19 protein-coding genes are annotated in these 24,637 nt (G+C 45.9%); 2 read left to right on the top strand and 17 right to left on the bottom strand.

The genetic code is table 11. The annotated features are described in order from the left end of the window. Positions 1-88 precede the first annotated feature (88 nt). The 14 genes from H3H32_RS33645 to H3H32_RS33580 form a co-directional block, all read right to left on the bottom strand. The gene (locus tag H3H32_RS33645; RefSeq protein ID WP_182460080.1) at positions 89-1,450 is read right to left on the bottom strand and encodes a dipeptidase; all 1,362 of its coding nucleotides are present in this window, start codon (positions 1,448-1,450) and stop codon (positions 89-91) included. Between the two features lie 163 nt (positions 1,451-1,613). Further along, entirely contained in the window at positions 1,614-2,264 is a 651-nt protein-coding gene (gene plsY, locus H3H32_RS33640; protein WP_182460079.1) for a glycerol-3-phosphate 1-O-acyltransferase PlsY, read from the bottom strand. A 152-nt stretch (positions 2,265-2,416) separates the two neighbouring features. Then, the gene (locus tag H3H32_RS33635; protein WP_182460078.1) at positions 2,417-3,697 is read right to left on the bottom strand and encodes a M16 family metallopeptidase; all 1,281 of its coding nucleotides are present in this window, start codon (positions 3,695-3,697) and stop codon (positions 2,417-2,419) included. Between the two features lie 97 nt (positions 3,698-3,794). Continuing rightward, positions 3,795-4,973: a type IX secretion system outer membrane channel protein PorV gene (gene porV, locus H3H32_RS33630; RefSeq protein ID WP_182460077.1), complete on the bottom strand. Its 1,179-nt coding sequence runs from the start codon at positions 4,971-4,973 to the stop codon at positions 3,795-3,797. A 118-nt stretch (positions 4,974-5,091) separates the two neighbouring features. After that, positions 5,092-8,550, bottom strand: a complete 3,459-nt coding sequence (porU, locus tag H3H32_RS33625) for a type IX secretion system sortase PorU (protein WP_182464564.1) — start codon at positions 8,548-8,550, stop codon at positions 5,092-5,094. Then, positions 8,543-9,145, bottom strand: coding sequence for a SprT family zinc-dependent metalloprotease (locus H3H32_RS33620; protein WP_182460076.1), 603 nt, complete (start codon positions 9,143-9,145; stop codon positions 8,543-8,545). The genes porU and H3H32_RS33620 overlap by 8 nt, the downstream gene beginning before the upstream one ends. 94 nt (positions 9,146-9,239) lie before the next feature. Then, positions 9,240-9,431: a hypothetical protein gene (locus tag H3H32_RS33615; protein WP_182460075.1), complete on the bottom strand. Its 192-nt coding sequence runs from the start codon at positions 9,429-9,431 to the stop codon at positions 9,240-9,242. Between the two features lie 144 nt (positions 9,432-9,575). After that, a complete protein-coding gene (locus H3H32_RS33610; protein ID WP_182460074.1) occupies positions 9,576-10,070 on the bottom strand; it encodes a GtrA family protein in 495 nt (164 codons plus the stop codon). 139 nt (positions 10,071-10,209) lie between these two features. Next, positions 10,210-11,616, bottom strand: a complete 1,407-nt coding sequence (locus H3H32_RS33605) for an NADH-quinone oxidoreductase subunit N (protein WP_182460073.1) — start codon at positions 11,614-11,616, stop codon at positions 10,210-10,212. A 101-nt stretch (positions 11,617-11,717) separates the two neighbouring features. Next, positions 11,718-13,196 carry a complex I subunit 4 family protein gene (locus tag H3H32_RS33600; RefSeq protein ID WP_182464563.1) on the bottom strand — a complete coding sequence of 493 codons (1,479 nt, stop codon included), beginning with the start codon at positions 13,194-13,196 and terminating at the stop codon, positions 11,718-11,720. A gap of 81 nt (positions 13,197-13,277) precedes the next feature. Then, positions 13,278-15,188, bottom strand: coding sequence for an NADH-quinone oxidoreductase subunit L (nuoL, locus tag H3H32_RS33595; RefSeq protein ID WP_182460072.1), 1,911 nt, complete (start codon positions 15,186-15,188; stop codon positions 13,278-13,280). Positions 15,189-15,298: 110 nt separating this feature from the next. Next, on the bottom strand, positions 15,299-15,643 hold the full coding sequence (nuoK, locus tag H3H32_RS33590; RefSeq protein ID WP_046577146.1) for an NADH-quinone oxidoreductase subunit NuoK: 345 nt from the start codon (positions 15,641-15,643) through the stop codon (positions 15,299-15,301). A 92-nt stretch (positions 15,644-15,735) separates the two neighbouring features. After that, a complete protein-coding gene (locus H3H32_RS33585) occupies positions 15,736-16,557 on the bottom strand; it encodes a 3'-5' exonuclease (RefSeq protein ID WP_182460071.1) in 822 nt (273 codons plus the stop codon). A 55-nt stretch (positions 16,558-16,612) separates the two neighbouring features. Beyond that, positions 16,613-18,193, bottom strand: a complete 1,581-nt coding sequence (locus H3H32_RS33580; protein WP_182460070.1) for an FAD-dependent oxidoreductase — start codon at positions 18,191-18,193, stop codon at positions 16,613-16,615. Positions 18,194-18,493: 300 nt separating this feature from the next. On the opposite strand from H3H32_RS33580, the gene H3H32_RS33575 reads away from it, so the two are divergent. Further along, entirely contained in the window at positions 18,494-21,061 is a 2,568-nt protein-coding gene (locus tag H3H32_RS33575; protein ID WP_182460069.1) for a TonB-dependent receptor, read from the top strand. 266 nt (positions 21,062-21,327) lie between these two features. Here the strand turns inward: H3H32_RS33575 and H3H32_RS33570 are convergent, their stop codons facing one another. The 3 genes from H3H32_RS33570 to H3H32_RS33560 form a co-directional block, all read right to left on the bottom strand. Next, on the bottom strand, positions 21,328-21,720 hold the full coding sequence (locus tag H3H32_RS33570; RefSeq protein WP_182460068.1) for an ExbD/TolR family protein: 393 nt from the start codon (positions 21,718-21,720) through the stop codon (positions 21,328-21,330). Positions 21,721-21,821: 101 nt separating this feature from the next. Further along, on the bottom strand, positions 21,822-22,532 hold the full coding sequence (locus H3H32_RS33565) for a MotA/TolQ/ExbB proton channel family protein (RefSeq protein ID WP_182460067.1): 711 nt from the start codon (positions 22,530-22,532) through the stop codon (positions 21,822-21,824). A gap of 179 nt (positions 22,533-22,711) precedes the next feature. Then, positions 22,712-23,683, bottom strand: coding sequence for a zinc-dependent alcohol dehydrogenase family protein (locus H3H32_RS33560; protein ID WP_182460066.1), 972 nt, complete (start codon positions 23,681-23,683; stop codon positions 22,712-22,714). Positions 23,684-23,908: 225 nt separating this feature from the next. Here H3H32_RS33560 and H3H32_RS33555 point away from each other — a divergent pair, with 225 nt between their 5' ends. Further along, complete coding sequence (locus H3H32_RS33555) at positions 23,909-24,634, top strand: MIP/aquaporin family protein (RefSeq protein ID WP_182460065.1); 726 nt, start codon at positions 23,909-23,911, stop codon at positions 24,632-24,634. The last annotated feature ends 3 nt before the right edge of the window (positions 24,635-24,637 follow it).

The following is a 24,637-nucleotide window of genomic DNA, read 5'->3' as shown; positions in this document are numbered from 1 at the left end:
CGCCTAAACAGTTTTACGCGACTTTTTGAAATAGGGCTTTTGCCTGGAGCCGTGTCCCGGCTCCAGGCAAAAAACCTGTGAACAATACTTATTGCTTGAGAGCTGCGTAGTATTTATAGAAATAAGGGATGGTTTCGATGCCTTTATAGAAGTTAAAGAGGCCATAACTTTCATTCGGTGAATGCAGGGCATCGCTATCGAGACCGAAACCCATCAGAATCGACTTAATACCAAGCTCTTGCTCAAACAGCGCTGTAATAGGAATACTACCACCACCGCGTGTTGGAATGGGCTTTTTACCCCAGGCTTCTTCAAATGCTTTGCTGGCAGCCTCAAATTCAACTGAATCGATAGGCGTTACGTAAGGCATACCACCATGATGTGGCGTAACTGTAACAGTTACACCCGCTGGCGCTATCGACTTGAAATGAGATGTAAACATCTCCGTAATTTCGTCGGGCGTTTGGTTTGGTACCAATCGCATACTGATCTTGGCCGATGCTTTTGACGGAAGTACCGTTTTGGCTCCTTCGCCTGTATACCCACCCCAAATCCCGTTGACATCTAATGTTGGCCGAATCGAAGTACGTTCGTTGGTCGAGTAGCCCGTTTCACCGAGCACATCATTAATGCCCAGGTCTTTTTTATACTCTTCTAAATCGAAGGGAGCCTTCGCTAATTCAGCACGCTCGGTATCACTTAGATCAATCACTTTATCATAAAAACCAGGAATCGTCACGCGACCGTTCTCATCATGAAGCGATGCAATCATTTCGCACAAGACGTTGATCGGGTTAGCGACCCCACCGCCATACACGCCCGAATGTAAATCACGATTTGCACCTGTAACCTGTACTTCTACGTACGAAAGCCCACGAAGACCCATTTCAAGCGAAGGGGTTTCGTTTGAAATAATGCTCGTATCCGAAATTAAAATGACATCGGCTTTAAGCATCTCACGATTTTCCTTCACAAAAGTGCCAAGGTGATCAGAGCCAACTTCTTCTTCGCCCTCAATCATCACCTTTACATTACAGGGTAAACCGTCCGTAGCCACCATTGCTTCAATGGCTTTGATATGCATGTAGAACTGGCCCTTGTCGTCGCAAGCACCTCGCGCATAAATTCGTTCGTTACGAATCGTCGGCTCAAAAGGCGGTGTATTCCAGAGTTCGTACGGATCGGCAGGCTGAACATCGTAGTGACCGTATACCAACACCGTTGGCAGGGTAGCGTCCACAATTTTTTCGGCGTAAACAATTGGGTGGCCTGGTGTTTCGTACAAAGCGGCCTTATCTAATCCAGCAGCCGTTAGTTTGTCTTTCACAAATTCGGCAGCCCGGCGCACATCGCCTTTAAATGCTGAATCGGCCGAAACCGATGGAATACGTAGTAAGTCCAGCAACTCATCTAAAAATCGTTGCTTATTGGTTTCAAGGTAGTTAGTCATACTTTGATGTATGATATATGGTATATGATATAAGATAGATAAGCCAATAGCCATATCATACATCTTATATCATATACCATATATCTAAAAAGTTCGCCCCGAAGTTACGCCTTTTTCGCGCAACGCCGGGGCGTTGATTTATCCTGAAATAAGGTTTCTTAGCCTAGTGCTTTTTTCGGAATCGGATTAGAATAGTACGGCTTTCTTCGCCACGTAATAATCGACCAATATTTTTCTGGTGTGTAAATACCACAAGCAAAAAGACGATGAAGCCAAAAACAATCAATAATGGATTTTCTTTCTGACCAAAAATCTGCAATAACAACAGAACAGGGAAGGCCAATGCGGCAAGAATTGACCCTAGCGATACGTATTGTGAGGCAATAACCACCAATAGAAAAATGCCAATGCAAACGGCGGCCATTTCTGGATGCGTCGCTAACATCATTCCCAGCAGCGTTGCCACGCCTTTCCCACCTTTAAAATTGGCAAAAACAGGATATAGATGCCCTATAACGGCCACTAAGCCAAAAACGATTTTGAAGGTCAGAATTTCATTGATGGTGATAACATCGGCATACCATAGTATAGTCGATAAAATAGCTGCTGTGTATCCTTTCAGTACGTCCAGCAACATCACTATGGTTCCGGCTCGTTTACCCAACACGCGGAAGGTATTGGTTGCACCGGCATTACCACTACCATAGTTACGAATATCAAGGCCAAAGAATGCCTGACCGTACCATACGGCGGAGGGGATAGACCCTAGCAAATAGGCCACTAGTGTAGTGGCGCAGATAATGAGAACATTCATCAATAAAACTTAAGAACTGGTTGCTGGATAAAGAGACTAGCCAATTAAATTGATTAGCCTTGTAAAGGGAGTGTAACCCCAAAATTAAGGGATTGTTACTAAACGGCAAATCTTTTTAGACTACAAAACGACTTGGTTTCTCTATACAAATCCTATTTACCCCCTACAACTACTTCATTCAGGCTTTCTGGAGTTAGGTAACGGGTCGCCATTTCCATAACTTCCTCGGCTGTTACTGCGCGAATTCGTTGAATGTAGGTCGTCAGAAAATCAGCAGGCATACTATCCAGCAAAATCACTTTATACCGATCGGCAATGTCAAATGGTGTATTCAGTGATCCAACAAATTCACCAGACATATAATTCTTTACCGTTTCCAGTTCGCTGTCAGCAACCAGCTCGGTTTGAAGGATACGGATTTCCTTGCGTATTTCATCCAGTGTCTCTTGTGTATTTTCTTTATTGACATCCGTACCAATCAGAAAATAGCCATCTCGCCGGAATGAAGGCATATTCGAGGAGATGCCATACGTAAACCCTTTCTCTTCCCGAATATTCTTCATCAACCGAGAACCAAAATAGCCGCCCAATACTTCATTGGCGACCAACATTTTGAAAAAATCGGGATGAGAACGGGTAAACAACCGACGCCCTAATCGAATGGACGACTGAACGCTATCGGGCTTTTCCGCCAAAATAGGCAAATTATTATCGGCGGGTAAGGTACCAGAAAAACCGGGGAGGTTATCAGTCTTGATAAGTTGCTGACCCAACGCCTGGTTAATCAACAAGACTTCATTTTCAGACGCTTGTCCGGCCAGAATGATTTGAAACTGGCGATTTCGAATAACCCGTTCGTAAAAGGCTACTACGTTCTCGCGAGTGAGTTGCTCAACCGCTTCGGGCCGTTGACTACGCCCATAAGGATGCTCGGCACCGTAGAGTTTTTCACGAAACAGAACCCCCGCGAGGTAGGCACTCTTTTCGTAATTGACTCGCAAATTCTGAAGTGTAATATTCCGCAGGTCATCTAATTCTTTCTGCGGAAACACGGGTTCGTTAAGAATCTCGCTCAAAAGAGGCAGCACACTCGGCAGAAACTTCGTCAGACAATGAATAACGATACTTGCTCGATCAGGGCCGCTATTCAATTCCAGAAATGCTCCGTAACGATCGACGTACTCACTAATCTGTGCCGATGAGCGTGCTATTGTCCCTTCCGAGAGCATCTTCATTGTAAAGAAGGCACTACCCGGAACTAACTCGTGCCAGGTACCGGCATCAAATACGCATTCTAAGCGAATTACGGGCTGCTGATTAACCGCAATTAAATGCAGTGGAATACCATTATCTAACCGATGAGACTGCACTGAGGGTAATTGTATCTCATGTATAGCCTGAAAGGCGGGCGACTGGCTTCTGTTAAGTGTCATATAAAGAGCAAAAGAGTGAAAGAGCGAAAGAGTGAGTGAGTGAATTTGCCAGTTTGGCCTTCACTCACTCACTCTTTCGCTCTTTCACTCTTTAATTTTAGTTAGAATCGTCGGTTACGGCTTCTTCATCACCAACCCGATTCGCTTTATTAAAGTTAAATACTAATGAGATCCGGAACGTATCGGACAGCGGGCTACCCTGTTTTATTGGCACCAAATAAGAGAAGTCAATGCCAAATTTCTGCTGGAGCCGGAGTCCAATACCCGTCGTCACATATTTACGGCCACCTTTCTGATTCGATTCGTTAAAATAGCCAAGTCGGGCAGCAAACTGATCGTTATACCAATACTCAACACCCGTTGATAAGGTGACCTCTTGTAATTCCTCACTGAATCCGCCCGGTGCATCGGCAAACGAACCAAAGACGGATGAGAAGTAATCTTTATTGGCATTCAGATCCACGCCGTTAACAACGTTTGGCGTTGGCACCATCAATTTATTAGCGTCTAATACAAAGTTGAACTTGTTATACTGGTCGGAAAACAAGGTCAGACTGGTTCCTAAACGAAGATTGGTCGGAATAAAGTAGCTCTGCGTTCCTCCATAATTAAGTCGACCACCGAGATTCGAAATCATACCGCCAAATGCCCAGCCAATTCCTTTGCCCGTTGCATTATCGCGTGACTCGTTATGATAGTAAGCACTGATATCAGCAGCTGCAGTTGAACCAGGCTTAAGCGCCGGGTTAGCGCTACCAGCAGCTAAGTTGGAGTTCAGGTATTTCAGGTCAACAGCCAGCGAAAAATTCTGAGAGAGTTTCTGCGCAAACGAGACAGTGAGTGCATATTCGCGGGAGTTGAATGTACCAGCGGCCACACCATTTGCGGTCGTGAAATCAACTGTGCCTAAATCGAAATACATTAACGAACCCGATACCACGGAGTTCTTACCTACTTTTCCGTAGCCGCTCAGGTAGGAATAGTACATATCCCCAATTAGATTTCGCAGCCAGGGCGTATAGGATAGCGATCCTCCAGAACTCTGTTTAGCGAAAACCAGCTTCGAAGGATTCCAGAAAATAGCGTTGGCATCGACATCCCCAAGCGCTACGCCCGCTTCTCCAAGCGCCCCAGAACGAGCGTCAGGCGTAAAGTTCAGGAAGGGTACTGATGAGGTCGGAACATTTTTTGCACCGTTTAAACCATTTTGAGCAGATACGACGAAAGGAAAGTAAAAGCAAACGCCGAGAAGAACACGGAAAAAATTGCGCTTCATACAAAGAGAGTTGGTCAACGACCGCAACTGGATAGGGTGAGTAGTGCAGTACTGTTTGGTCAAAATTACAATGAATCGTTGGATTAGAAAAAATGAGACGATTTTAAGTCTTTTTAAATCATTTTGTTAGTACAATCCGGCTAGCACCAATAGCTGTTGTGCCATCGGTTGCCGAACGAATTTCAAGCCGAACCATGTACAGGCCATTCGATACGGGTTGACCCGTATCTGTCAGACCGTTCCATACACCAACGTCAACACTCGCATCACAATTGGTACATTGACCGGTTTGCTGGCTTAGTAAGCGACTGTTGATGTCATATATGCTTACTGTCCAGTCAAGCGGTTCGCCCGAACGATTGAGTTCTGCGGTTAACGTTGTTTGGGCAACCACTGGATTAGGACTAACCCGCAATGTGCGCAAAGCTAAGCCCGGTCGGTCAGAAACTACTATGGTCAACGCGCCCTCGCTTGAATTATTGTTAATATCCCACGCTTTGGCCCGAATCGTATACGTACCCGATACTACGTTTCGAAATGTATAGCTGGCCTCGCCCTGACGTCCATCTGCGCTGTTCGCCACATAATTTTCGTTCAGGATAACCGCTGCCTGGTCACCAAGCTGAGCCGTCAGCTCATGGCCAAGGCCCGATCTGGCAATATTAATCCCTTTATTATCTGACAGATTAATAAGAAGCGGGACATCTGGCCCCGTACAATGAACAACGTCACCGTCAAGCTTCCCTCCTATCACACTGAGCTTTATTACGGGTGGCTGCGTATCGATACTATTAGCAAAAACACTGCCACCAATTAGCAAACTATCGTAGCTTCCGCCTGCCGCTAACAAACTATCCGATTTTACGGCATATAGATAAAGTTTGCCTGGGCCGACGGTATAGTCAATATCTTTCGGCATCGTAAAGCGAGCAACGAATTTACCTTGCTGAACAGGTACCTGTCCTGTAAAAATAGGGTTGCTAAACGCCTGATACGTCATTTTAGGGCTACCCGCTTCAGAACCGAGGGTTGTATGGGTCACAGCCTTATCGTAAAGAGACAATCGAATGGTACCCGTAAAATCAGTTACTCGCTGGCTTTGCTGCCGAATTTCACCAGTTAACTCGACCGTCTGTAATGCTTTGAGGGTGTCCTGGCGAGTAGTAGTCACGCCTTTCCCATTGACTTGTGTAAGCACAGCCTTTGCCTGTGGATAGGCCAGTGTCATAGATGGATCGCCCAGAAGTGCAAAATTTCGGTTAACAGCACCACTCAAACTATTGTTTTTCGTGCCCCGCATCACATCGCCCAAGCGAGGCATTTGTCCATTCACCGGTGTGAAAACGGTATTATAGAATGCTTCATTTAAGAGTAAATTCGTATTGGCATAAACTGGGCGGGTGGTTGTCAGCAGTCCAATTCCTCCTCCCGTTCGACTTAATAAGGTTAGTTCTGCCCCTGAATTAACGTTCGGATCATCATACCGACCGAACTGGCAGGTAGCTGTCACGAATAAGGGAAGTCGGCTGTTCCTCCAGGAAAGAATATCCTGAAGGGTTACCACTTGCTCATCAGCCAGTCCTATTACGCCCCCATGCCCACTATAATTGATAATCAGCCGCCCGTCAGTAACTGCCTGATTAATTAATTGATTAACAATTGGGGCTTTTTGACCATCCGATGTGTTTTCTTGTGGATAATCGTCCAGAAAAACACGTTCTGGGCGATACGCAGGCGCGATTTTCTCAATATTTCTCGCCATCAAATCGGCATCCTGCTGGTGAATATTATAATCACCATCGTCGGCAACAAGGGTAATCCGACTTTGCCAATCGCCAGTTAATGAGGCATCTGAACTATAGCGAATAAGCTTATCAACAACGGTTTTGGCTTCATCTGCCGATTTTACGGGTAATCTGCCCACACCAATATCTAACAGGTAGTCGCCCGTAGTAGTCTCCGGCCACTCCCCTTCATTAGTATCCATAAAGCCAAAATAATCGTCGGAGGAATAGCTCGTAACCGGATGCAGTGATTCCCGACTTTCGTATACAGGCACCATGTTCGCCAATTGTGCCGCACTAACCTGCCCCGAAATATTTCGATAATCATAAGTCGCATCGCCAAAAAGCAATAGGTACTTGAGCTTAGCCGGTTGCTTCAGGTAAAAGTATCGAGCCATATCCCGAATGGCCGTCGGATCGGGTTGGCCTGAGCCAAACTCGTTATAAACCTGTTGCGTCGTAACAACCTGAACAGACAACAGATCATGCTCGCGCCGAAATTTCGCTAATCGTTCTGCCTGATCTACCCAGGCCGCTGGACTTACGATAATCAAGTCGGCAGTAGTCTGACTATGCAAATCCTGATTCGAGATGCTTTGTAGTGATACGGGCGCTAAAACCTGTGAATCTGTAAATAAAAAGTAGTCCCCTGAACGCGAAGCCAGCCACCCAGCTTCCTGTGCCGATGAAAGGGTATACGTCTGCGAAATGGGGACAGACGGGCTTGTTACATCCCACACACGCAAACCAGAAGACGACTGTTTAATAGTATATTGACCAGCGGGTAATCGCCGTACCCATGTTGGCTTATCATACTGACGCAGCTCCCGCTTGACTTGCGCCGACAAATAATTCAGATAGCCCTGCGCCGAGTATAAGCCATTCTTACGAAATGTAATGGCCAGGCGAATAGGACTATCGGCAGTTGTTAGTTTAGCTAAAAATGTGTCTGTCCGAGCTATGCCCTGATAATCATATTCATATCCAGAAATGGGCGTCATGGGCATGGTACCTACTAACTGATCATTGAGTTGAAGTCGAAATTGGGTGGATACAGTCGCTCCCGAAACAACTGATGCGGCTAATCGGACTGGAGTATTGGCTACCAGCCCCGGTACATCAAATAACACAACTTTGGTTGTGTCCGTAGTTAGGTATTCGCCTAACCATTCCCGGCCAGAGCGGACAGACGGCAACTTCAGCAGATCCAGTTCGTGAAACTGATAGTCATCGAAGGTCGTAACAGTTGCAGTAGCACCCAGCGAGCCCGCTGAACGGTCAGCGACACGCAGGCCATTTGAAGCCCCAATCGTCAGAAAGTAGAAGGTTGTGTCGGAATAAAAATTGAGTTGATGAGCGAATCGTTTAGCCGTTGAATCGTAACGAATTGCATGAGGACTTTGGCCAAAAAATAGTAGAGCATCTCCCGCATCGAATCGACCATCGGCTTCACCTGATACCTGAATTGCATTTTCGATTAAATCAGAAGCCCGTGGCGTGGCATTCGGTTGTGGTAATACAGCTCCGCCATTACCATAGAGCCGTAATCGCCTTGGATCGGCGGTCGCAAAAGCAGGATTTAATTGAATCAGCTGGGCTTGAGAAAGTCGATAAATCCCAGATTCTGTAACGCCAATTTTCACCCATATTCCCTCGCGCAGGACAGACTGGGCTTTCGAAGGGCAAATGATGAATGATAAATGATGAATGATCAGTAGAATAAACAGTCCCTTTCTAACTGCTTGCTTCCTCCATTCTCGTAGACTATAGTTTATTCCGCATTTATCATTCATCATTCATCATTATTGACACCCAGGCGTGAGCCAGAACGGCGTATGATTTTCCCGATGTAACTTCCTTACAAACGACGCGAGTACGCCGTAGCGTACCTCGTATATACGTCTTTTGAGCTAATTGAAAAGTCTTACCTTCCGATACATCCCGAAGTAATACCCGATTCTCTGGTATAGTTTGTATTGGTTGCGGATCAAACTGTCGTAATGCCAGAATTAATGCAGGGTGTGAATAGGTTGTAGCGCCAGGATTAGCCATGTAATGCGTAAGTGGACGCAGGATGGCCGCCGGGAAAACAGCTTCAGTCAACAGGGGTTGCATGAGCTGCTGAAAGGCCATTTGCCAGGCTTCCCCATGTGGCTTAACCCGCCGGGATCTTCGCTGTGCTACGTGCTGAAGATGAACAGCCGCATGGGCTACTTCATGCACATAAGTGATTAAAAACGCGTACGGATTTAGGTTCGTATTAACCGTTATCTGGGTCTGATTGTGTGGCAATACCCGGAAGTCACCTAAACGTGTCCGGCGGGGTTTTACGATCCGAAAGTGAAATTTATAATCCCGTAGAAGTTGATGGCAGTACTCAACAGCCATCGGGGGAATATGCGTAGTAAATACGTTTGTCAACGTCTTAAAAACAAAAAAGCCTTATAAAAATAAGGCTTTTTAAATTCTTGCGCGAAGAAAATTATTTCTTCGTGGTGTCAGCAGCAGCAGAATCAGCCATCATTGTAGATGCAGAATCCGTAGCCATTGTTGTAGTGTCGGTTGACATAGTTGCAGTCGAATCCGTAGTGGTTTCTTCTGTCTTAGGTTTGCTTTGGCAAGCAGCAAATGTCAGCATGCTACCAACGAACAATAAAGCGATAACTTTTTTCATTACCTTCTCAGTGATATTTTAGGTTTCCAGCTACAAATATACTTTTTTCTTAGTGAATGCAATAATACCCTGCAATAAATTTACAATTAGGTACTTAGCACACCAAAAAATCCTATTTGAAGTTGAATTAATCAGAGTTTACCTCTATACGTTACTTTCTGGTTCTTTTGATGAACGCGAAAGGAGCTTATCATAAAAACCTGTACTACGAAATGTCAGGAGTTTATGGCCAAAATAGTTGGCTAAGAAGCTCATTCCCATACCTGCTACGTGCGAACCTTTCTCACGCCAGAGTTCAGGGGTATTGGGAAATAAGGGAGTAGCAATCCACTCTAAGGTATATTTAGCCACATATACCTGAACTACAAGGGCAACAATAGCAATACCCAAAAATTTAATGGCTTCACGCCCTGTGTTACCTGTGTCTTTAGCCGAAAAAGCGTAGCGCTTCGTCGGAATAAACGTTAGCACAGTTGCGGTTAGGTAGCCGCAAAAAACACTGGTATCAAAATCAAAAAATTTCCGGTAGAAGATCTGGCTGACAAAATTAATGGATGCACCCAGTACAGCCGTTAAAAAGAACGAGAAGAAGTCCTTATATTCTTTTGGTTTTGGCTGTTCTATGCTACTCACGTTCACTGTTTTACCGGGCGAAATTCGTTAAATCTATTTATTATCTGGCCAACAAATTACCCCAAAAGTACACACTTGATAGCAAAGGTCTATGCTATCAGATGTTATTACTTAGGATACGGTCTCAGAAAGAGCCGTTTACTTATTAAAATAGGCCTTGTAATAAACCCGGTGCAATCCCTAATCCTATGGTCAGGATAATTGCTCCCACTAGTACGTATTGGAAGAAAGGTGCAACCCGAATCGGCTCCGTTGCGCCATCTCGGAAGTACATCGCAATAATGACCCGGAAGTAATAATAAATACCTACAGCCGACATCAGCACGGCTACAACCAGCAGCCAGATTTGTCCGCGTTCAACAGCGGTTGAAAACATGTAGAATTTGCCCCAGAAACCTGCTGTCAATGGAATACCTGCTAATGACAGCATCGAAACAGTCATTGCCAAACCTAAGAGTGGGTTTTGCCGAGCCAGCCCATTGAAGGCATCGAAATTTTCGGTCAGAACACCTTCACTTGTAATCGTTTGTGTACTTCGTTGTTGAGAGACCAGTATCAGTACCCCAAAAGCGGCAATTGTAGCTACCGAATAAGCTAGTGAATAAAACACAATAGCTTGTTTTGTTTGTGTACCCAAGGAGGCTAAACCAATCAGCAGATAACCCGCATGCGAAATACTGGAGTACGCCATCATCCGCTTAAAGCTCGTTTGGTAGACGGCGGTGATATTTCCGGCAATAAGCGTCAATGCCGTAATGATGGCCAACAAAGTCCACCAGAACGTGTAAACCCCACCGAAGGAAACAGATAGTAACCGGAACAAAGCGGCAAAACCAGCCGTCTTCACCACTGTCGACATGAACGCGGTGAAAATGGTTGGTGCTCCATCGTATACGTCAGGCGTCCAGAAATGAAAGGGAGCTGCCGATACTTTGAAGAGTAAGCCAATCAGTAACATCAGCAGGCCAACATAAATCAGTAAAGACAATCCTGTTTGTGGGTGTGCTGTATAAGAAGCAAGGCCAGAAAGCGTAAATGAGCCAGTTGCGCCATATAGCAATGCCATACCGAACAACATGATACCGGTGGCAAAAGCGCCCATCAGGAAGTATTTCAGCGCAGCTTCGTTTGAGCGTAAGTTCCGTTTGTCGCTACCTGTCAGTACGTACATCGCTACCGACAATATTTCGACGCCAACAAATAGCATAATCAGGTTTTCGAAGCTAACCATCATAACAGCTCCTACCAGCGAGAACAGCATAAGTGCGTAATATTCGGCAGGTTGGGCGGAATCATCATCGATAAAGCTACTCGACAAGGCCACAACCATAAATGCCGACCCCAGCATAATAGCGGTAAAAACCATTGACAGGTTATTTGTCCGCAGCATATCGTTAAAATACAGATACGTTTTATTCCAGTCGAGGAAGTTAACTCCCAGTGCGACAACGAGGAACAAGAGCGTAGCTGGTAGTAACACTGCCTTTGACTTCAAAAAGCCCAGGAACAATAGAGCAATGCCAAAAACCGATAACAGAACGATGGGAAGCATAGGTTTATAGTTTGTAGTTCGTAGTTTGTAGTTCGTAGTTGGCTGACGCCTGTTATTTCTGTGTCAGTCAACTACGAACTACAAACTACGAACTGAATAACTCATTTCAAGGATACAGCTGTTGTGCCGATATACTTCATCATATTGGCGACAGCGGGTTCGGTTACTTTCAAAAATGAATGCGGGTAGATACCTATCCAGAAGACAAGCACGACTAGCGGAATAAATACCCAACTTTCAGAACTGGTCAGATCAGCAAATGACTCTGTGCGCGATGAAGTCTGGCCAAACATGCTCTTTTGGAACATGCGGAGCATATAAACTGCGCCGAAGATAATCGTAAAGCCAGCCGCTAAACCCAGGTAATTGTTGTAGGTGAAGACACCATGTAATAACAGAAACTCACCAATGAATCCGTTTGTCAATGGCAGTGCTACGCTTCCTAATAGCATGATTAGGAAGAAGACTGTTAGTTTAGGGGTGGTTTGTGTAATACCGCCCAGTTGATCAAGTTGGTTGGTTTTCGTACGCGAGAAAATTATGTCGGCAACAAAGAACATTCCTACAACATTGATACCATGCGCCAACATTTGTACCAAGGCTCCCTGCATACCCGTTTCGGTTTGCGAGAATACGCCAGCAGCCATCAAGCCAACGTGCGAAAACGATGAATAAGCGATCAATCGTTTCATATCGCGCTGGCGAATGGCAATAATAGACCCGTAAATAATACCAATGACCGATAAAATAACGGCTGTTTTCCCCCAGGTTTCAACCCCAAGTGGCACGATAGGAAGAATAAACCGAATCAGGCCATAAACGCCCATCTTGAGCATAATACCAGCCAATAACATCGTAGCGGGCGTTGGCGATTCAACGTAGGTATCGGGTTGCCAGGTGTGGAATGGGAACACCGGCATCTTAATAGCGAAGGCGATAAAGAATGCCCAGAAAATCCAGGTTTCGGCTTCGGGCGTCAGGTTAAGCTTATAGAAATCAACAATAGCGGCCGAGTGTGCCGATACGGCTGTTGCAGGTGTCTGATAATACAAATATACCAAAGCAAGCAGCATGAAAAGGCTACCAAAAATGGTGTAAACAAAGAACTTGAAGGTAACTGGAATCCGATTGGCACCTCCCCACATAGCGGCCAGGAAGTAAATAGGAATCAGCGCGGCCTCAAAGAAGAAATAGAACAGAAAGCCATCACGAGCGGTAAAAACTCCAATTAAGGCCGCCTGCATATACAGCATCAGCGCATAAAACAAAGCAGGACGAGGGTAACTCCGATCGAAGGTAGACAGTATAATGAACGGAACTAGCAATCCCGTTAGCAATACCAGCAACACACTGATTCCATCAATGCCCGCACTGAATCGAATACCTAAGGAGCCAATCCAGGCGTAGTCGAATCCGAATTGCGAACTTGCATCAGGTTTAAATCCAATGAAGGCGTAACCCGCAAATGCCAGCTCGACAAGTGCAGCTATCAAAGCCGCCTGCTTTACCCGTTCTCCCCGAATCATCAGGATTAGCGAAGCTGCTACGACAGGATAAAAAATCAGAAATAATGTAAGCATCATGAACAAGTTTTCGGTTCTCAGTTTCCGGTTTTCGATTTTGCCAGTTGACAAACCAAAAACCGAAAACCAAAAACTATCTTATAACCGAATAAAGAATCGTAGGGCAAAAATGAGAACGATACTAACAACCATTGCCAGGACATAGAAACCGATCGAACCACTTTGCAGCAATCGTAACTGCGCTGCGCTTTTCTGTACTAACCAGGCCACACCATTCACGATACCGTCGATAAGACCTTCACCAAAGCTATACAAGGCATCCCCCAATCCACGAATTGGGCGAACGATGATCGTTTCGTATAGCTCATCGACATAATATTTGTTGTAAATGACCCGCTCTGCGAATGAACGTTCATCTGTTTCAGGGGCAGGAACAGCACCCCGGCTGATGTACATAACGTAAGCAATAATCAGGGCGACAAAGGCAACGCCTGCCGAAACCGCCATCAATACATATTCTGTACTATGCTCAATCGTCGATTCAGCAAAAGCTTCGGGATTAACTTGCTTCGAACCTTCGAACAAGGGTTCCATAAAGTGTCCCAACCAACCTCCGCCGGGTAGGTTAAGTGCTCCACCTACTGCCGATAGTATCGCCAGAACAATCAATGGCGCAGTCATCGTAATCGGTGACTCATGCAGGTGATGCTTTTGCTCTTCAGTTCCCCGAAACTCGCCAAAGAACGTTAGGAACAACAAGCGGAACATATAGAACGACGTCAGGCCAGAACCTACAACGCCCAGTGCCCAAAGCACTTTGTTATGTTCAAAAACGTGAGCCAGGATTTCATCTTTCGAAAAGAAACCAGCAAACGGAGGTAAACCTGAAATAGCCCAGGTACCAATTAAGAAGGTGATAAACGTAATGGGCAATGCTTTCCGCAAGCCACCCATTTTGCGAATATCCTGCTCATCAGACATAGCGTGAATCACGCTACCTGCTCCAAGGAACAACAATGCTTTGAAGAACGCGTGGGTAATAACGTGAAACATACCCGCTGTGTAAGCCGTTGCGCTTAAACCGAGGAACATATAACCCAGCTGCGAAACAGTTGAGTAAGCCAGTACTTTTTTGATGTCGTTCTGCAAAAGGCCGATCGAAGCAGCTAGAAGCGCGGTAACAATGGCAATTCCACCAACAATTTCAAGCGTTAGTGGCGATAGGGTATACAAGACATTCGAGCGAACGACCATGTAAATACCAGCGGTCACCATCGTCGCTGCGTGAATCAGCGCCGAAACCGGCGTTGGCCCCGCCATAGCATCGGGCAACCAGGTGTATAATGGAACCTGTGCCGATTTACCCATGGCACCGATAAACAAAAGCAGCGTAATGGCCAGTACCGTTTTATCGCCTATCTCCAGACTTGTAGCTTGTTTGAAGATGTCTAAATACTCAACCGTACCGAAGGTGTTAATAAGCATGAATATGCCTAACAGAAAGCCCAGGTCACCAATACGGTTCATGACGAAGGCCTTGCGAGCAGCATTGTTGTAGTTCGTATTCTTATTCCAGAACCCAATAAGCAGGTACGAACATAGTCCCACGCCTTCCCAACCAATAAACATGATGACGTAATTAGAACCCATCACCAGCAGGAGCATGAAGAAAATAAACAAGTTCAGGAAGGCCATGAACTTACCAAATCCTTCATCGTGGTGCATATAACCAATACTGTAGAGGTGAATCAACGAACCAACGCCCGTTACCACCAGCAACATCAAAAGCGACAACTGGTCAATTTGAAACGAGAAATTGATGTGCAGATCGCCAACGCTAATCCAGTCGAAGAGTACAGCGACGATAGGCTGAGAATCTCCCGAAAAAGAACTGAACAGCGAAATTGACAGAACAAAAGAGGCCAGAACTGCTATGGTGGCTATTGCCCCAACCAGGCCCGTTGGTACCCGACGAAAACCGAGGCCATTAATCAAAAAGCCTATCAGCGGAAAGAGCGGAATAAGAGCGCAGAGTAATTCTACTTTCATGAGGTCTAAGTTTCAGGTTTCAGGTTTAAAGTTTCAGGTTCAAATAAGAATGATCACGTAAATCTGAGTCATCTAGCAGAGAACGTGGAACTTGAAACATAAAACTGATTTCACCATTTCAATTTGTTAAGCAATCCTACGTCGATGGAGCGGGTATTGCGGTAAATCATGACAATAATAGCCAGACCAACTGATACCTCAGCGGCAGCAACGGCCATAATGAAAAAGACGAATACCTGCCCCGACGAATCTGATCGATACGACGAAAAAGCGATAAGTAGCAGGTTGACAGCATTGAGCATTAGCTCAATGGACATGAAAATGATAATGGCATTACGCCGGGTCAATACACCAATGATTCCAATAACAAACAGCGCGGTGCTGAGAATCAGATAATAGGTGAGCGGTATCTGCTGAATGACTTCCGGAATGAGGACGTCCTGCGTGGGTTGCATGGCTTGCCGGTTAATAGAAAGTGTCGCAAATGTAAAGATTATTCGGGCTTGCTCAAATCTGGAAGGGCAAGGTAAGTGTGAGATTTACACTTTTACTTCTTTCCAAGGCCATTACTGAACATCCGAAGTCGTATTTCAGTCAGCCGACGTTTAGTATCGAGCGGAAATTCGCCTTTCAATATCCAATCGTAGAATGATGGCTCTTTTTTGAGTACCTCCAACACCGGGAAACCTTTATGTTTCCCGAAATTAAATACTTCTTCGCCTTTGTCGTTGAGAATTATTCGTCCGGCAAGGTCAACATTTGTGTTTGCCGTGAGGCTATGGAGCATATCGACGTCGTTCTCGAAGATAACATCCTGTCCATTATCAGCTTTGGCAACCATACCCATATAGCGTTGTACCTGAGCATCGAGCACTTCAAGCGTAGCAATAGTGTCTGCCTCGGCACCATGAGCACCAATTAATTCTTTGTTACAGTAGAATCTGTAGGCTGCCGATAGATTTCGGGGTTCCATCAGATGAAAAATGCGCTGTGCATCGACCAGACGCCGATTTTTCATATCAAAATCAACATTGGCGCGCAGAAATTCCTCAACCAATAAAGGCACATCGAAGCGATTGCAGTTGAAACCGGCCAGGTCGCAGCCATCCAGAAACTGGGCCAGCGTTCGGGCAACCGATTTAAACGGGGGCGCATCTTTTACATCGTCGTCGTAGATGCCATGAATCAAACTCGATTCCAACGGTATGGGCATACCGGGATGAACACGCTGAGTTTTACTGACGACTTCACCACCCGGAAGCGCTTTGATCACGCAGATGTCAATGATGCGATCTTTGGCAATGTTAACGCCCGTTGTTTCGAGATCGAAAAACGCGAGCGGCTTTCTAAGTATAAGTTGATGCGTCATAACCAAACCGGATTTCGCACGGTCAGGTTACAAAGGTAAACACGTTTCGGTGGAATCAGGCTTTTTTCAACTCCTCAACCCATTTTAACCCATTTCTAATCGTTTCTACCGCTGGCATGCGGCCTTCGTGCATCAACTCCCGGATTGCAATAATATCCTGATCTCGTTTAAGACCAGCTGCTGCTTTGACCTGGCCATCCTGAACGTAGAGGGCTAAGAATGAATCGTCTTTTTCTAGGTCGCCCTCGTAAATAATGTCATCAATTTGGGTGATGTGTCCAACATAGTTGATGCGTTTGCCTTGCTGATTGCTCCAGAAAAACGGAATGGCCGTATACGGCTCGTCCTTACCTGCCATCGTTAAACCAGCTGTATGTCCTTGCTGACCAGCCACTTTCCAATGTTCAATTCGTTGAAAACCGTCCGCTACAGGATAATGGGCAATGTCGCCAGCGGCATATAGCCCATCTGATATAGTCAGGTAGTTATCTGTTTTAACACCCCCATCTTTCTCAAGCGCAATGCCCTTCAAAAAATCGGTACGGGGTTTAACACCTAAACCAAGTAATACAAAATCGGCAGGAATTCGCTCTCCATTGTCGAGAATTACCGCAGTCACAGTTCCCTCACCCTCTATATGATCAACTTTCCGACCGAGGTGAAACCGGATTCCTTCTTTCTCGTGCCATCCCTGAATAACATGACCAATTTTTTCGCCGAGAATTTTCTCAAAAGGTGTTTTTTCCGTACCGACCACATCTATCTCACTCCCAAGTTTACGAAGGCTCATCGCCCCTTCTAAGCCAATAAACGAACTGCCAACAATAACCACTCGTTTACCTTGTTTTCCTAAATCCCGCAAGGTTTGGCTATCGTGCAAACTCCGAAGCGAATAAACTCCTTTGAGATTAGTATTCAGACCAGGCAGTACATTCGGTTTACCTCCTGAACAAATTAGTGCTTTATCATACGAAATCGTTTCACCAGAAGCCAGCTCAATCTGTTTTTTAGTTGGGTCAAGTAATGTTACCTGCTGATTGGTACGGATTTCGATGCCGTAGTCTTTATAAAACTCATCCGGGCGCAACGGCATCCACTCGTCAGGGGCTTTGCCTTGCAGGTAATCTTTAGAACAATTTGGGCGATCATAAGGCGCTTCGCTGCTTTCGGTCATCATGATGATTTTACCCGTAAAACCACCCTCACGCATGCCTTCGGCAGCAAAAGCACCAGCTCCCCCACCCCCAACGATGACGTATGTTTCAGAAGCAGCATCGTCTAGTGCAGCCATTGGATTTTCCAGACTTTCCTTATTTGTAGTCAATCGCACGAACACCTGATCGTTTTCAATACGCACCTCGTGTGTCGGTAAGCCATTTAAAGCTGGCGCTTCCAGCCGATGGCCATCTCTAATATCGAAGCAGGCATTATGCCAGGGACAAACAAGTCGATGCCCATTGAGTAGGCCTTTTGCCAGCGGTCCTTGATAATGAGTACATTTCGGATAGAGCGCATAGTATTGGCTATCGGCACGGGCGAGCAATACGTCGGTATCGCCCACGCGAACTTCTTTTAATTCGCCATCAACCATGTCATCAACATGGCAAACAGGGGCTTCGGTGTAGTCAGCGATCATAAGTGGTTGAGTTTGGCTATACAACTATGAAGCTGACTAAATTGATTTATGATCTGCTTACCAAGTTGGCCAATGGTTATCTGTGCTGTTGATATGCCTGCTCTGAATTCGTTTCGCCGAATTCTCCCTAAATCGATCATTTAAGACTTGTCAAGCTGAGCGTAAGTCAACTAGCTGAATACTTATTTGTCCACAAAAAAATATTATTTACCGACAATTTGCATTGCTTTTAATCTATTATCTGAGAATAGGCCGTAATTTTGTATTTTTCTAATTTTTGTCCCTATAGTTTATTGATAAATGATTACACGAATAGCAGTTATTTGTTGTCTGTTATCGACAACAGCATTTGCACAAAATCTGCGTGGCCGCATCACCGACGCATCGAATAATACTCCCTTACCTGGTGTAACCGTACTGGTTGTTGGCCAGCAACTTGGCGCCACAACCAATGGTGAAGGTGATTTTTCCCTGAAACTGACACCAGGTCAGTACACGTTACGATTCAGTTCGTTAGGTTTTGAAACTGCCGAGCAACCCATCAAGGTAGAGGCAAATGGCAATGCACCCCTGAATGTGGCCCTGAAGCCTGCCCAAACCAGCCTTAGTGAAGTGGTTGTAGTCGGCTCACGTAATCTGAATCGTTCGGTTACCGATTCGCCTGCACCAATTGATATCATTGATGTGCGGCAGGTAACCTCAAAAACGGGCCAATTGGATGTTAATCAGTTACTTCAGTTTGTAGCGCCATCGTTCAACTCCAATCGGCAAACTGGCTCCGACGGCGCTGACCACGTGGACCCTGCTTCTCTTCGAGGTCTTGGTCCTGACCAAACCTTAGTTCTGATTAACGGTAAGCGCCAGCACCAATCATCGTTAGTTACCTTGTTTGGTACAAGAGGTCGAGGCAATACGGGAACTGACTTGAATACAATTCCGGCGGCTGCTATCGAACGCATTGAAATTCTTCGGGATGGTGCAGCCGCTCAGTATGGTTCTGATGCTATTGCCGGGGTTATTAACATTGTCCTGAAAACCAGCACCAATCAGTTAACAGCCAACGTCAACTATGGCGCCTATCAGGCCAAGTATCGCTTCGACAATCAGAAATTTGATGGTGGCAATCTCAACGTAAACGCCAACTACGGATTCCGTCTGGGCAAAAATGGGTTCCTCAATCTGACAGGCGATTTCAACCAACGTCAGCATACAAACCGGGCTAATACGCCTGGAATCGACTCAACGTTACAACGTCGGCAATATGGCGATTCAAAGATTACGAACTCGTCACTCTATGTAAATGCTCAGCTTCCAGTCACAGCAAACACAACGCTTTACGCCTTTGGTGGTATCAATAGCCGCCAGGGCGATGCCTATGCCTGGACACGCACGGCTGATAGTCCACGGAACATTCCTTCTATTTATCCCGATGGGTTTGACCCGATTATCACCAGCAAAATTCTTGATGGAACCTTTGCCGCTGGTGTACGTACAAACCTGCGCGGCTGGAATGTGGATTTGGGCAATATCTTTGGTTCAAACCGTTTCGATTATGGTGTTAAGAACACGCTGAATACATCAATGGGAGCTTCATCTCCCCGCGAGTTCAATGCTGGCGGTTTTCAGTTGCAGCAAAACGTAACGGGTCTGCATTTCACCCGATTCTACAAAAACACCTTACAAGGCCTGAACATCGCCTTTGGCTCAGAGTTCCGGTATGAGAATTATAAGATTTTCGCAGGTGAAGAAGCTTCCTATAAAGCGTATGATATTACAAAAGCAGCTGGTTCACAGGGGTTTCCTGGCTTTCAGCCAAGTAATTCGCTGAATAAAAGTCGTACTAATTTGGGGGTTTATATCGACACGGAGGCTGACCTGACTAAAGCCTTTATGATTGGGGCAGCTGCCCGCTATGAGAACTATAGCGATTTTGGAAGTACCCTGAATGGTAAACTATCGAGTCGTCTGAAAATAAGTCCGGCGTTTATGCTGCGGGGTACGGTAAGTACGGGTTTCCGCGCTCCTTCGCTGGCGCAAACCTATTTCAACTCGACTATTACGAATTTCGTAGGTGGTCAGGCGGTGCAGGTGCAGATTGCCCAGAACGGTAGTGCTATTACCCAAGCTTTGGGTGTACCTCCTCTTAAACAGGAAACCTCTATTAACGGAAGTTTGGGATTTACGAGCCAACTAGGAAGCGGCTTCTCGTTAACCGTTGACGCGTATTACGTTCGTATCAAAGATCGGGTTGTTCTGACAGGACAATTCAGCGATGATTTACCTGCTATTGCCGATGAATTAAAGCAATTGAATGTGAGTCGTGTACAGTTTTTCACGAATGCCATTTCAACCCGCACACGCGGTATCGACATCGTACTGGCGCATCATACGCAGTTAGGCAATGGCCGACTGAATACATCCTTAGGCCTGAATTTCAATTCGTTAGACACGATTAGTGTGAATACAAACGCCAAACTGAAACCCTATAAAGACCTGTATTTTGACCTGCGAGAGTACTATTTCGTAAAGGCGTCGGCTCCCCCGTCCAAAATGAACCTTACGGTTGATTATAGCATCAATAAGTGGGCATTCCTGCTACGTGTCGTGCGTTTTGGCGAAGTGAAGCTGGCAAACTGGAATTACGATTCGAATAATCTCGACGTTTACCGTCCAAAAGCCACAACCGATTTATCGATTTCGTACCGGTTCACCCCACAAGTTGGTTTGTCGATTGGCGGCTCTAACATCTTTAACGTGTACCCTGACCTACACCGTGCCGATCTGACCGAGTCGGGTGGTGCCTGGGACCCCGTTCAAATGGGTAGCAACGGAGCGTATTGGTTCGGCAAACTGAACTTCCGATTTTAAGAAATAAGCCTATTGCTACGAAAACCCTCTTAACAATGGCCTTTGTCATCGCATCGTTAAGAGGGTTTTTCAATGATATCCTATCAATTGCAGGTATGACCCCGAAGGGGTCAGATGTCTATAGAAAAAACTTGACTATAAACATTTGACCCCATCGGGGTCATACCTGCAATTGATAATTTCTTCTAAAAAATTACCGCAACAAAAAAGCCGATGCAACCCTGCATCGGCCCAATAAAATCAGATTAATCAAAAAAATCCGGGTCCTACTTCGATGTTGCCATTACCATTTTAATATTCAGCTTGGCCCCTGTCTGGAGAACATCCACCAAATCCTGTACGGTTAAGGTTTTGTCGAAACGAACAACAACCGTCGGTTCAGCAATACCGGCCATGATCGTTTTCAATTCAAGTTCCAGATTTGCCGGATCAACCGGCTTCTTATCAATAAAATACTGCTTCTTGTCATCGACCGATAAGGTCACTTGCTTCTTACTCAGTTGCTGCGACGACGATGCCTTGGGCAACATCAGTTTAATGACATTGGGGTTAGCCACCGTCGAGATAATCAGGAAGAACAACAACAGGAAAAACATGATGTCGTTCAACGATGATGTCGCGACTTCGGCAGCAAACTTTTGTTTTCGACGGAGTTTCATAGTCAGTTTATAGTTTGAAGTTTACGGTTTTAAGTTCTCAGTTACGATAACTACGAACTTCAAACCACATCGGTGACCTTGCACAAACCTCAAACTAAATATTACCGCATCCGGGCGGGTTCGGTGGTTGGTTTCTGGAGAACTTCGATGAATTCGAAGGCATTCACTTCGAGCGAAAGGGTAAACTTCTCGATCATCATGTTGAGCAGGTGATAGCCGGTATAGGCAATAACCCCCACAATCAGACCCGCGCCCGATGTGATCATTTTCTCGTATAGCCCACCGGCAATAATCCCAACGCTAATATTGTCGGACAGCGAGATATCGTAGAAAATACGGATAATACCAGAGATAGTCCCAATAAAACCCATCATTGGGGCAATCCCCGCGATAATCCCTAAATAGCCCATGTTGCGTTCCAGACGCGACAATTCAATCTGACCAACGGTTTCGACGGTACTTTCGATTTCCCGAATAGGCGATCCAATCCGACCAATGGCTTTTTCGAACACGCGTCCCATAGCCGTTCGCTGATTTTTAGCGAATGACTCGGCCGATTTGATATTTCCCTGCGCGATCATATCGCGGATGTTATCAATAAAGTTGGCATCGGCCTTGGTTTGTGCACGGATGACGAAGTATCGCTCAAAAATCAGATAAAGAGCAGCACAGAACAAAAACGCAATGGGTATCATAACCCAGCCGCCTTTGGCTACCAGATCAAAAAGTTGCAACGATTGGGGTTGAGCAGCCGTGGTGGCCGACAGCGATGCGGCCGTGGTGTCAACAGCCGGAACCTGAAGCAAGAGCATACGAACGAGTCGAGTAAGTGAGTGAGGTTAGACCAGCGGTCGTTACTGGAACAAACGTATGGCTTTCCTCAGATATTGTTTCAAAGATAACGAAGCCTTCGGTATGATAAAGAGAAAGTTAGGTAATGCTTACGTAACGCGGTTGGAAACCCACGATTTAAAGCGCTTCTCAATCACCATTACGGCTTCACCAGAATTTTCCCCCATCGGCCTGTGCGGTCGGCATGCTCAACGGCCTCTACGATTTGGTCCAGCGAATAAGCTGCTTCAACAGGTAGTTGAATAGCGCCTGACGCCAGCAAACTGATCACATTTTGAGCTACATCCTGACGAGTTTGGCTATCTACTCTGCGCATCCAGTCTGTCAGCCAGAATCCTCTGACTGTCAACTCTCTGAATATAAGTAGCCCGGCATTAATGGTAGGATCTTGCAAACTCAGTACACCATAAATAAGCATAGTACCACCTTTACCAAGACATTTCAGCGCTTCGCTGGCGGTATGCCCACCTACAGAATCTAACACACAAGTAACGCCAGCCCCTTCTGTAATTTGTTTGACACGGGCAGACAGATTTTCGGTTTCTGTATTTACAATCTCCGTCAGACCCAATGCTTTTAGCTCCTCGTTAAGGTCATCACGTCGAACCGTACCAATGGTTTTGATACCCCGCATTTTACACAACTGAATCACCATTTTCCCAAACGCTGATCCAGCCGCTGTTAGCATTAGCCAGCCACCCTCTGGTACTTTCGCATCCTGTACCATCGCATAGGCCGTGAATGGGTTGACAAATAACTGAGCCGCTACGTCATCGGGCATCGCATCAGGAACGGGAATCAGACTGCGATGGTGCGCAATGGCATACTCCGACCAAGTGCCAATGCTGGTAAAACTCACCCGCATGCCCGTTCGCATCTGCACGCCTTCGCCTAATGCATCCACGATGCCGACGCCTTCAAAACCTGCACCCGACGGCAACTGAGGCCGAATGCCGTACAGGTTTTGTACAAACATGATGTCAGACGGGTTAATGGGCGAGGCAATGACTTTTACCCGAACCTCATTTGGGCTGGGCTCAGGCATTGGCACATCGGTGGATTTGAGAATATCGGCAGGTTTTCCTGTTTTTTCAAAAATGATGCTTTTCATTTGTTAATGAGTGAATTATCGACTGATAGATTGAGCGAATAAGCTGATCCAGTTGAGATTCCGGTACTTTATTTGGAACGAAGCCAAAAATATCACTTAATTCGCACAAACTATTCCTAAACCTTGAATCGAGTCGTTAGCCAGCAGTCATAAATCGATAATCAGTAGATAGTTTTAGTAGCTGATTTTGATAAACGACTGTCGACTAACGACTGTTTATTTCCTATGCAAACCTCTCCTTTTCTGGGTGAATTAATCGGTACAATGGTGCTCATTCTGTTGGGCGATGGTGTAGTAGCCAATGTGGTTCTGAAACAGACCAAAGGCGAATCGTCGGGCTGGATTGTCATTACGGCGGGGTGGGCGTTTGCCGTTACAATGGGAGTGTTTGTGTCCAAGGCTTTTGGCAGCACCGATGCCCATTTGAATCCTGCTGTTACCGTGGCCTTTGCCGTAGCGACCAATGATTATAGCCACATAGTGCCTTATATTACGGCGCAACTGATTGGGGCGTTTCTGGGCGCTACGCTGGTCTGGTTACAGTACCTCCCTCACTGGGCCGCCACGCCCGATCCAGACGCCAAGCTGGCTTGCTTCGCTACAGGTCCAGCTATTCGCAACACAGGCGCTAATTTATTGAGTGAATCGTTGGCCACATTAGTACTCATCCTTGGATTAGCCGGGATTTCGTCTAAAAATCTAGGCGAATTAGCCATTGGTGTTGGGCCGTATTTAGTCGGTATTTTGGTTTGGAGTATTGGCCTTTCGCTTGGTGGAACAACAGGCTACGCCATGAGCCCCGCCCGTGATTTCAGCCCGCGTCTGGCACACGCGCTGTTGCCAATTCCGAATAAAGGTTCGTCTGACTGGGGGTACGCCTGGATACCGGTTATAGGACCATTGATAGGAGCTGTGATTGGTGGCGTGTTGATTCAGTGGTTTGCACTCTAAATG

The organism is Spirosoma foliorum (assembly GCF_014117325.1).
GTDB classification, from domain to species: domain Bacteria; phylum Bacteroidota; class Bacteroidia; order Cytophagales; family Spirosomataceae; genus Spirosoma; species Spirosoma foliorum.
This window is presented reverse-complemented; position numbering and strand designations above follow the sequence as displayed.

Bases quoted from the DNA above. Each gene is read 5' to 3' on its own strand.
- H3H32_RS33645 (WP_182460080.1), bottom strand. From the start codon at position 1,450: ATGACTAACTACCTTGAAACCAATAAGCAACGATTTTTAGATGAGTTG.
- plsY (WP_182460079.1), bottom strand. From the start codon at position 2,264: ATGAATGTTCTCATTATCTGCGCCACTACACTAGTGGCCTATTTGCTA.
- H3H32_RS33635 (WP_182460078.1), bottom strand. From the start codon at position 3,697: ATGACACTTAACAGAAGCCAGTCGCCCGCCTTTCAGGCTATACATGAG.
- porV (WP_182460077.1), bottom strand. From the start codon at position 4,973: ATGAAGCGCAATTTTTTCCGTGTTCTTCTCGGCGTTTGCTTTTACTTT.
- porU (WP_182464564.1), bottom strand. From the start codon at position 8,550: ATGAATGATAAATGCGGAATAAACTATAGTCTACGAGAATGGAGGAAG.
- H3H32_RS33620 (WP_182460076.1), bottom strand. From the start codon at position 9,145: ATGGCTGTTGAGTACTGCCATCAACTTCTACGGGATTATAAATTTCAC.
- H3H32_RS33615 (WP_182460075.1), bottom strand. From the start codon at position 9,431: ATGAAAAAAGTTATCGCTTTATTGTTCGTTGGTAGCATGCTGACATTT.
- H3H32_RS33605 (WP_182460073.1), bottom strand. From the start codon at position 11,616: ATGCTTCCCATCGTTCTGTTATCGGTTTTTGGCATTGCTCTATTGTTC.
- H3H32_RS33600 (WP_182464563.1), bottom strand. From the start codon at position 13,196: ATGCTTACATTATTTCTGATTTTTTATCCTGTCGTAGCAGCTTCGCTA.
- nuoL (WP_182460072.1), bottom strand. From the start codon at position 15,188: ATGAAAGTAGAATTACTCTGCGCTCTTATTCCGCTCTTTCCGCTGATA.
- nuoK (WP_046577146.1), bottom strand. From the start codon at position 15,643: ATGCAACCCACGCAGGACGTCCTCATTCCGGAAGTCATTCAGCAGATA.
- H3H32_RS33585 (WP_182460071.1), bottom strand. From the start codon at position 16,557: ATGACGCATCAACTTATACTTAGAAAGCCGCTCGCGTTTTTCGATCTC.
- H3H32_RS33580 (WP_182460070.1), bottom strand. From the start codon at position 18,193: ATGATCGCTGACTACACCGAAGCCCCTGTTTGCCATGTTGATGACATG.
- H3H32_RS33575 (WP_182460069.1), top strand. From the start codon at position 18,494: ATGATTACACGAATAGCAGTTATTTGTTGTCTGTTATCGACAACAGCA.
- H3H32_RS33570 (WP_182460068.1), bottom strand. From the start codon at position 21,720: ATGAAACTCCGTCGAAAACAAAAGTTTGCTGCCGAAGTCGCGACATCA.
- H3H32_RS33565 (WP_182460067.1), bottom strand. From the start codon at position 22,532: ATGCTCTTGCTTCAGGTTCCGGCTGTTGACACCACGGCCGCATCGCTG.
- H3H32_RS33560 (WP_182460066.1), bottom strand. From the start codon at position 23,683: ATGAAAAGCATCATTTTTGAAAAAACAGGAAAACCTGCCGATATTCTC.
- H3H32_RS33555 (WP_182460065.1), top strand. From the start codon at position 23,909: ATGCAAACCTCTCCTTTTCTGGGTGAATTAATCGGTACAATGGTGCTC.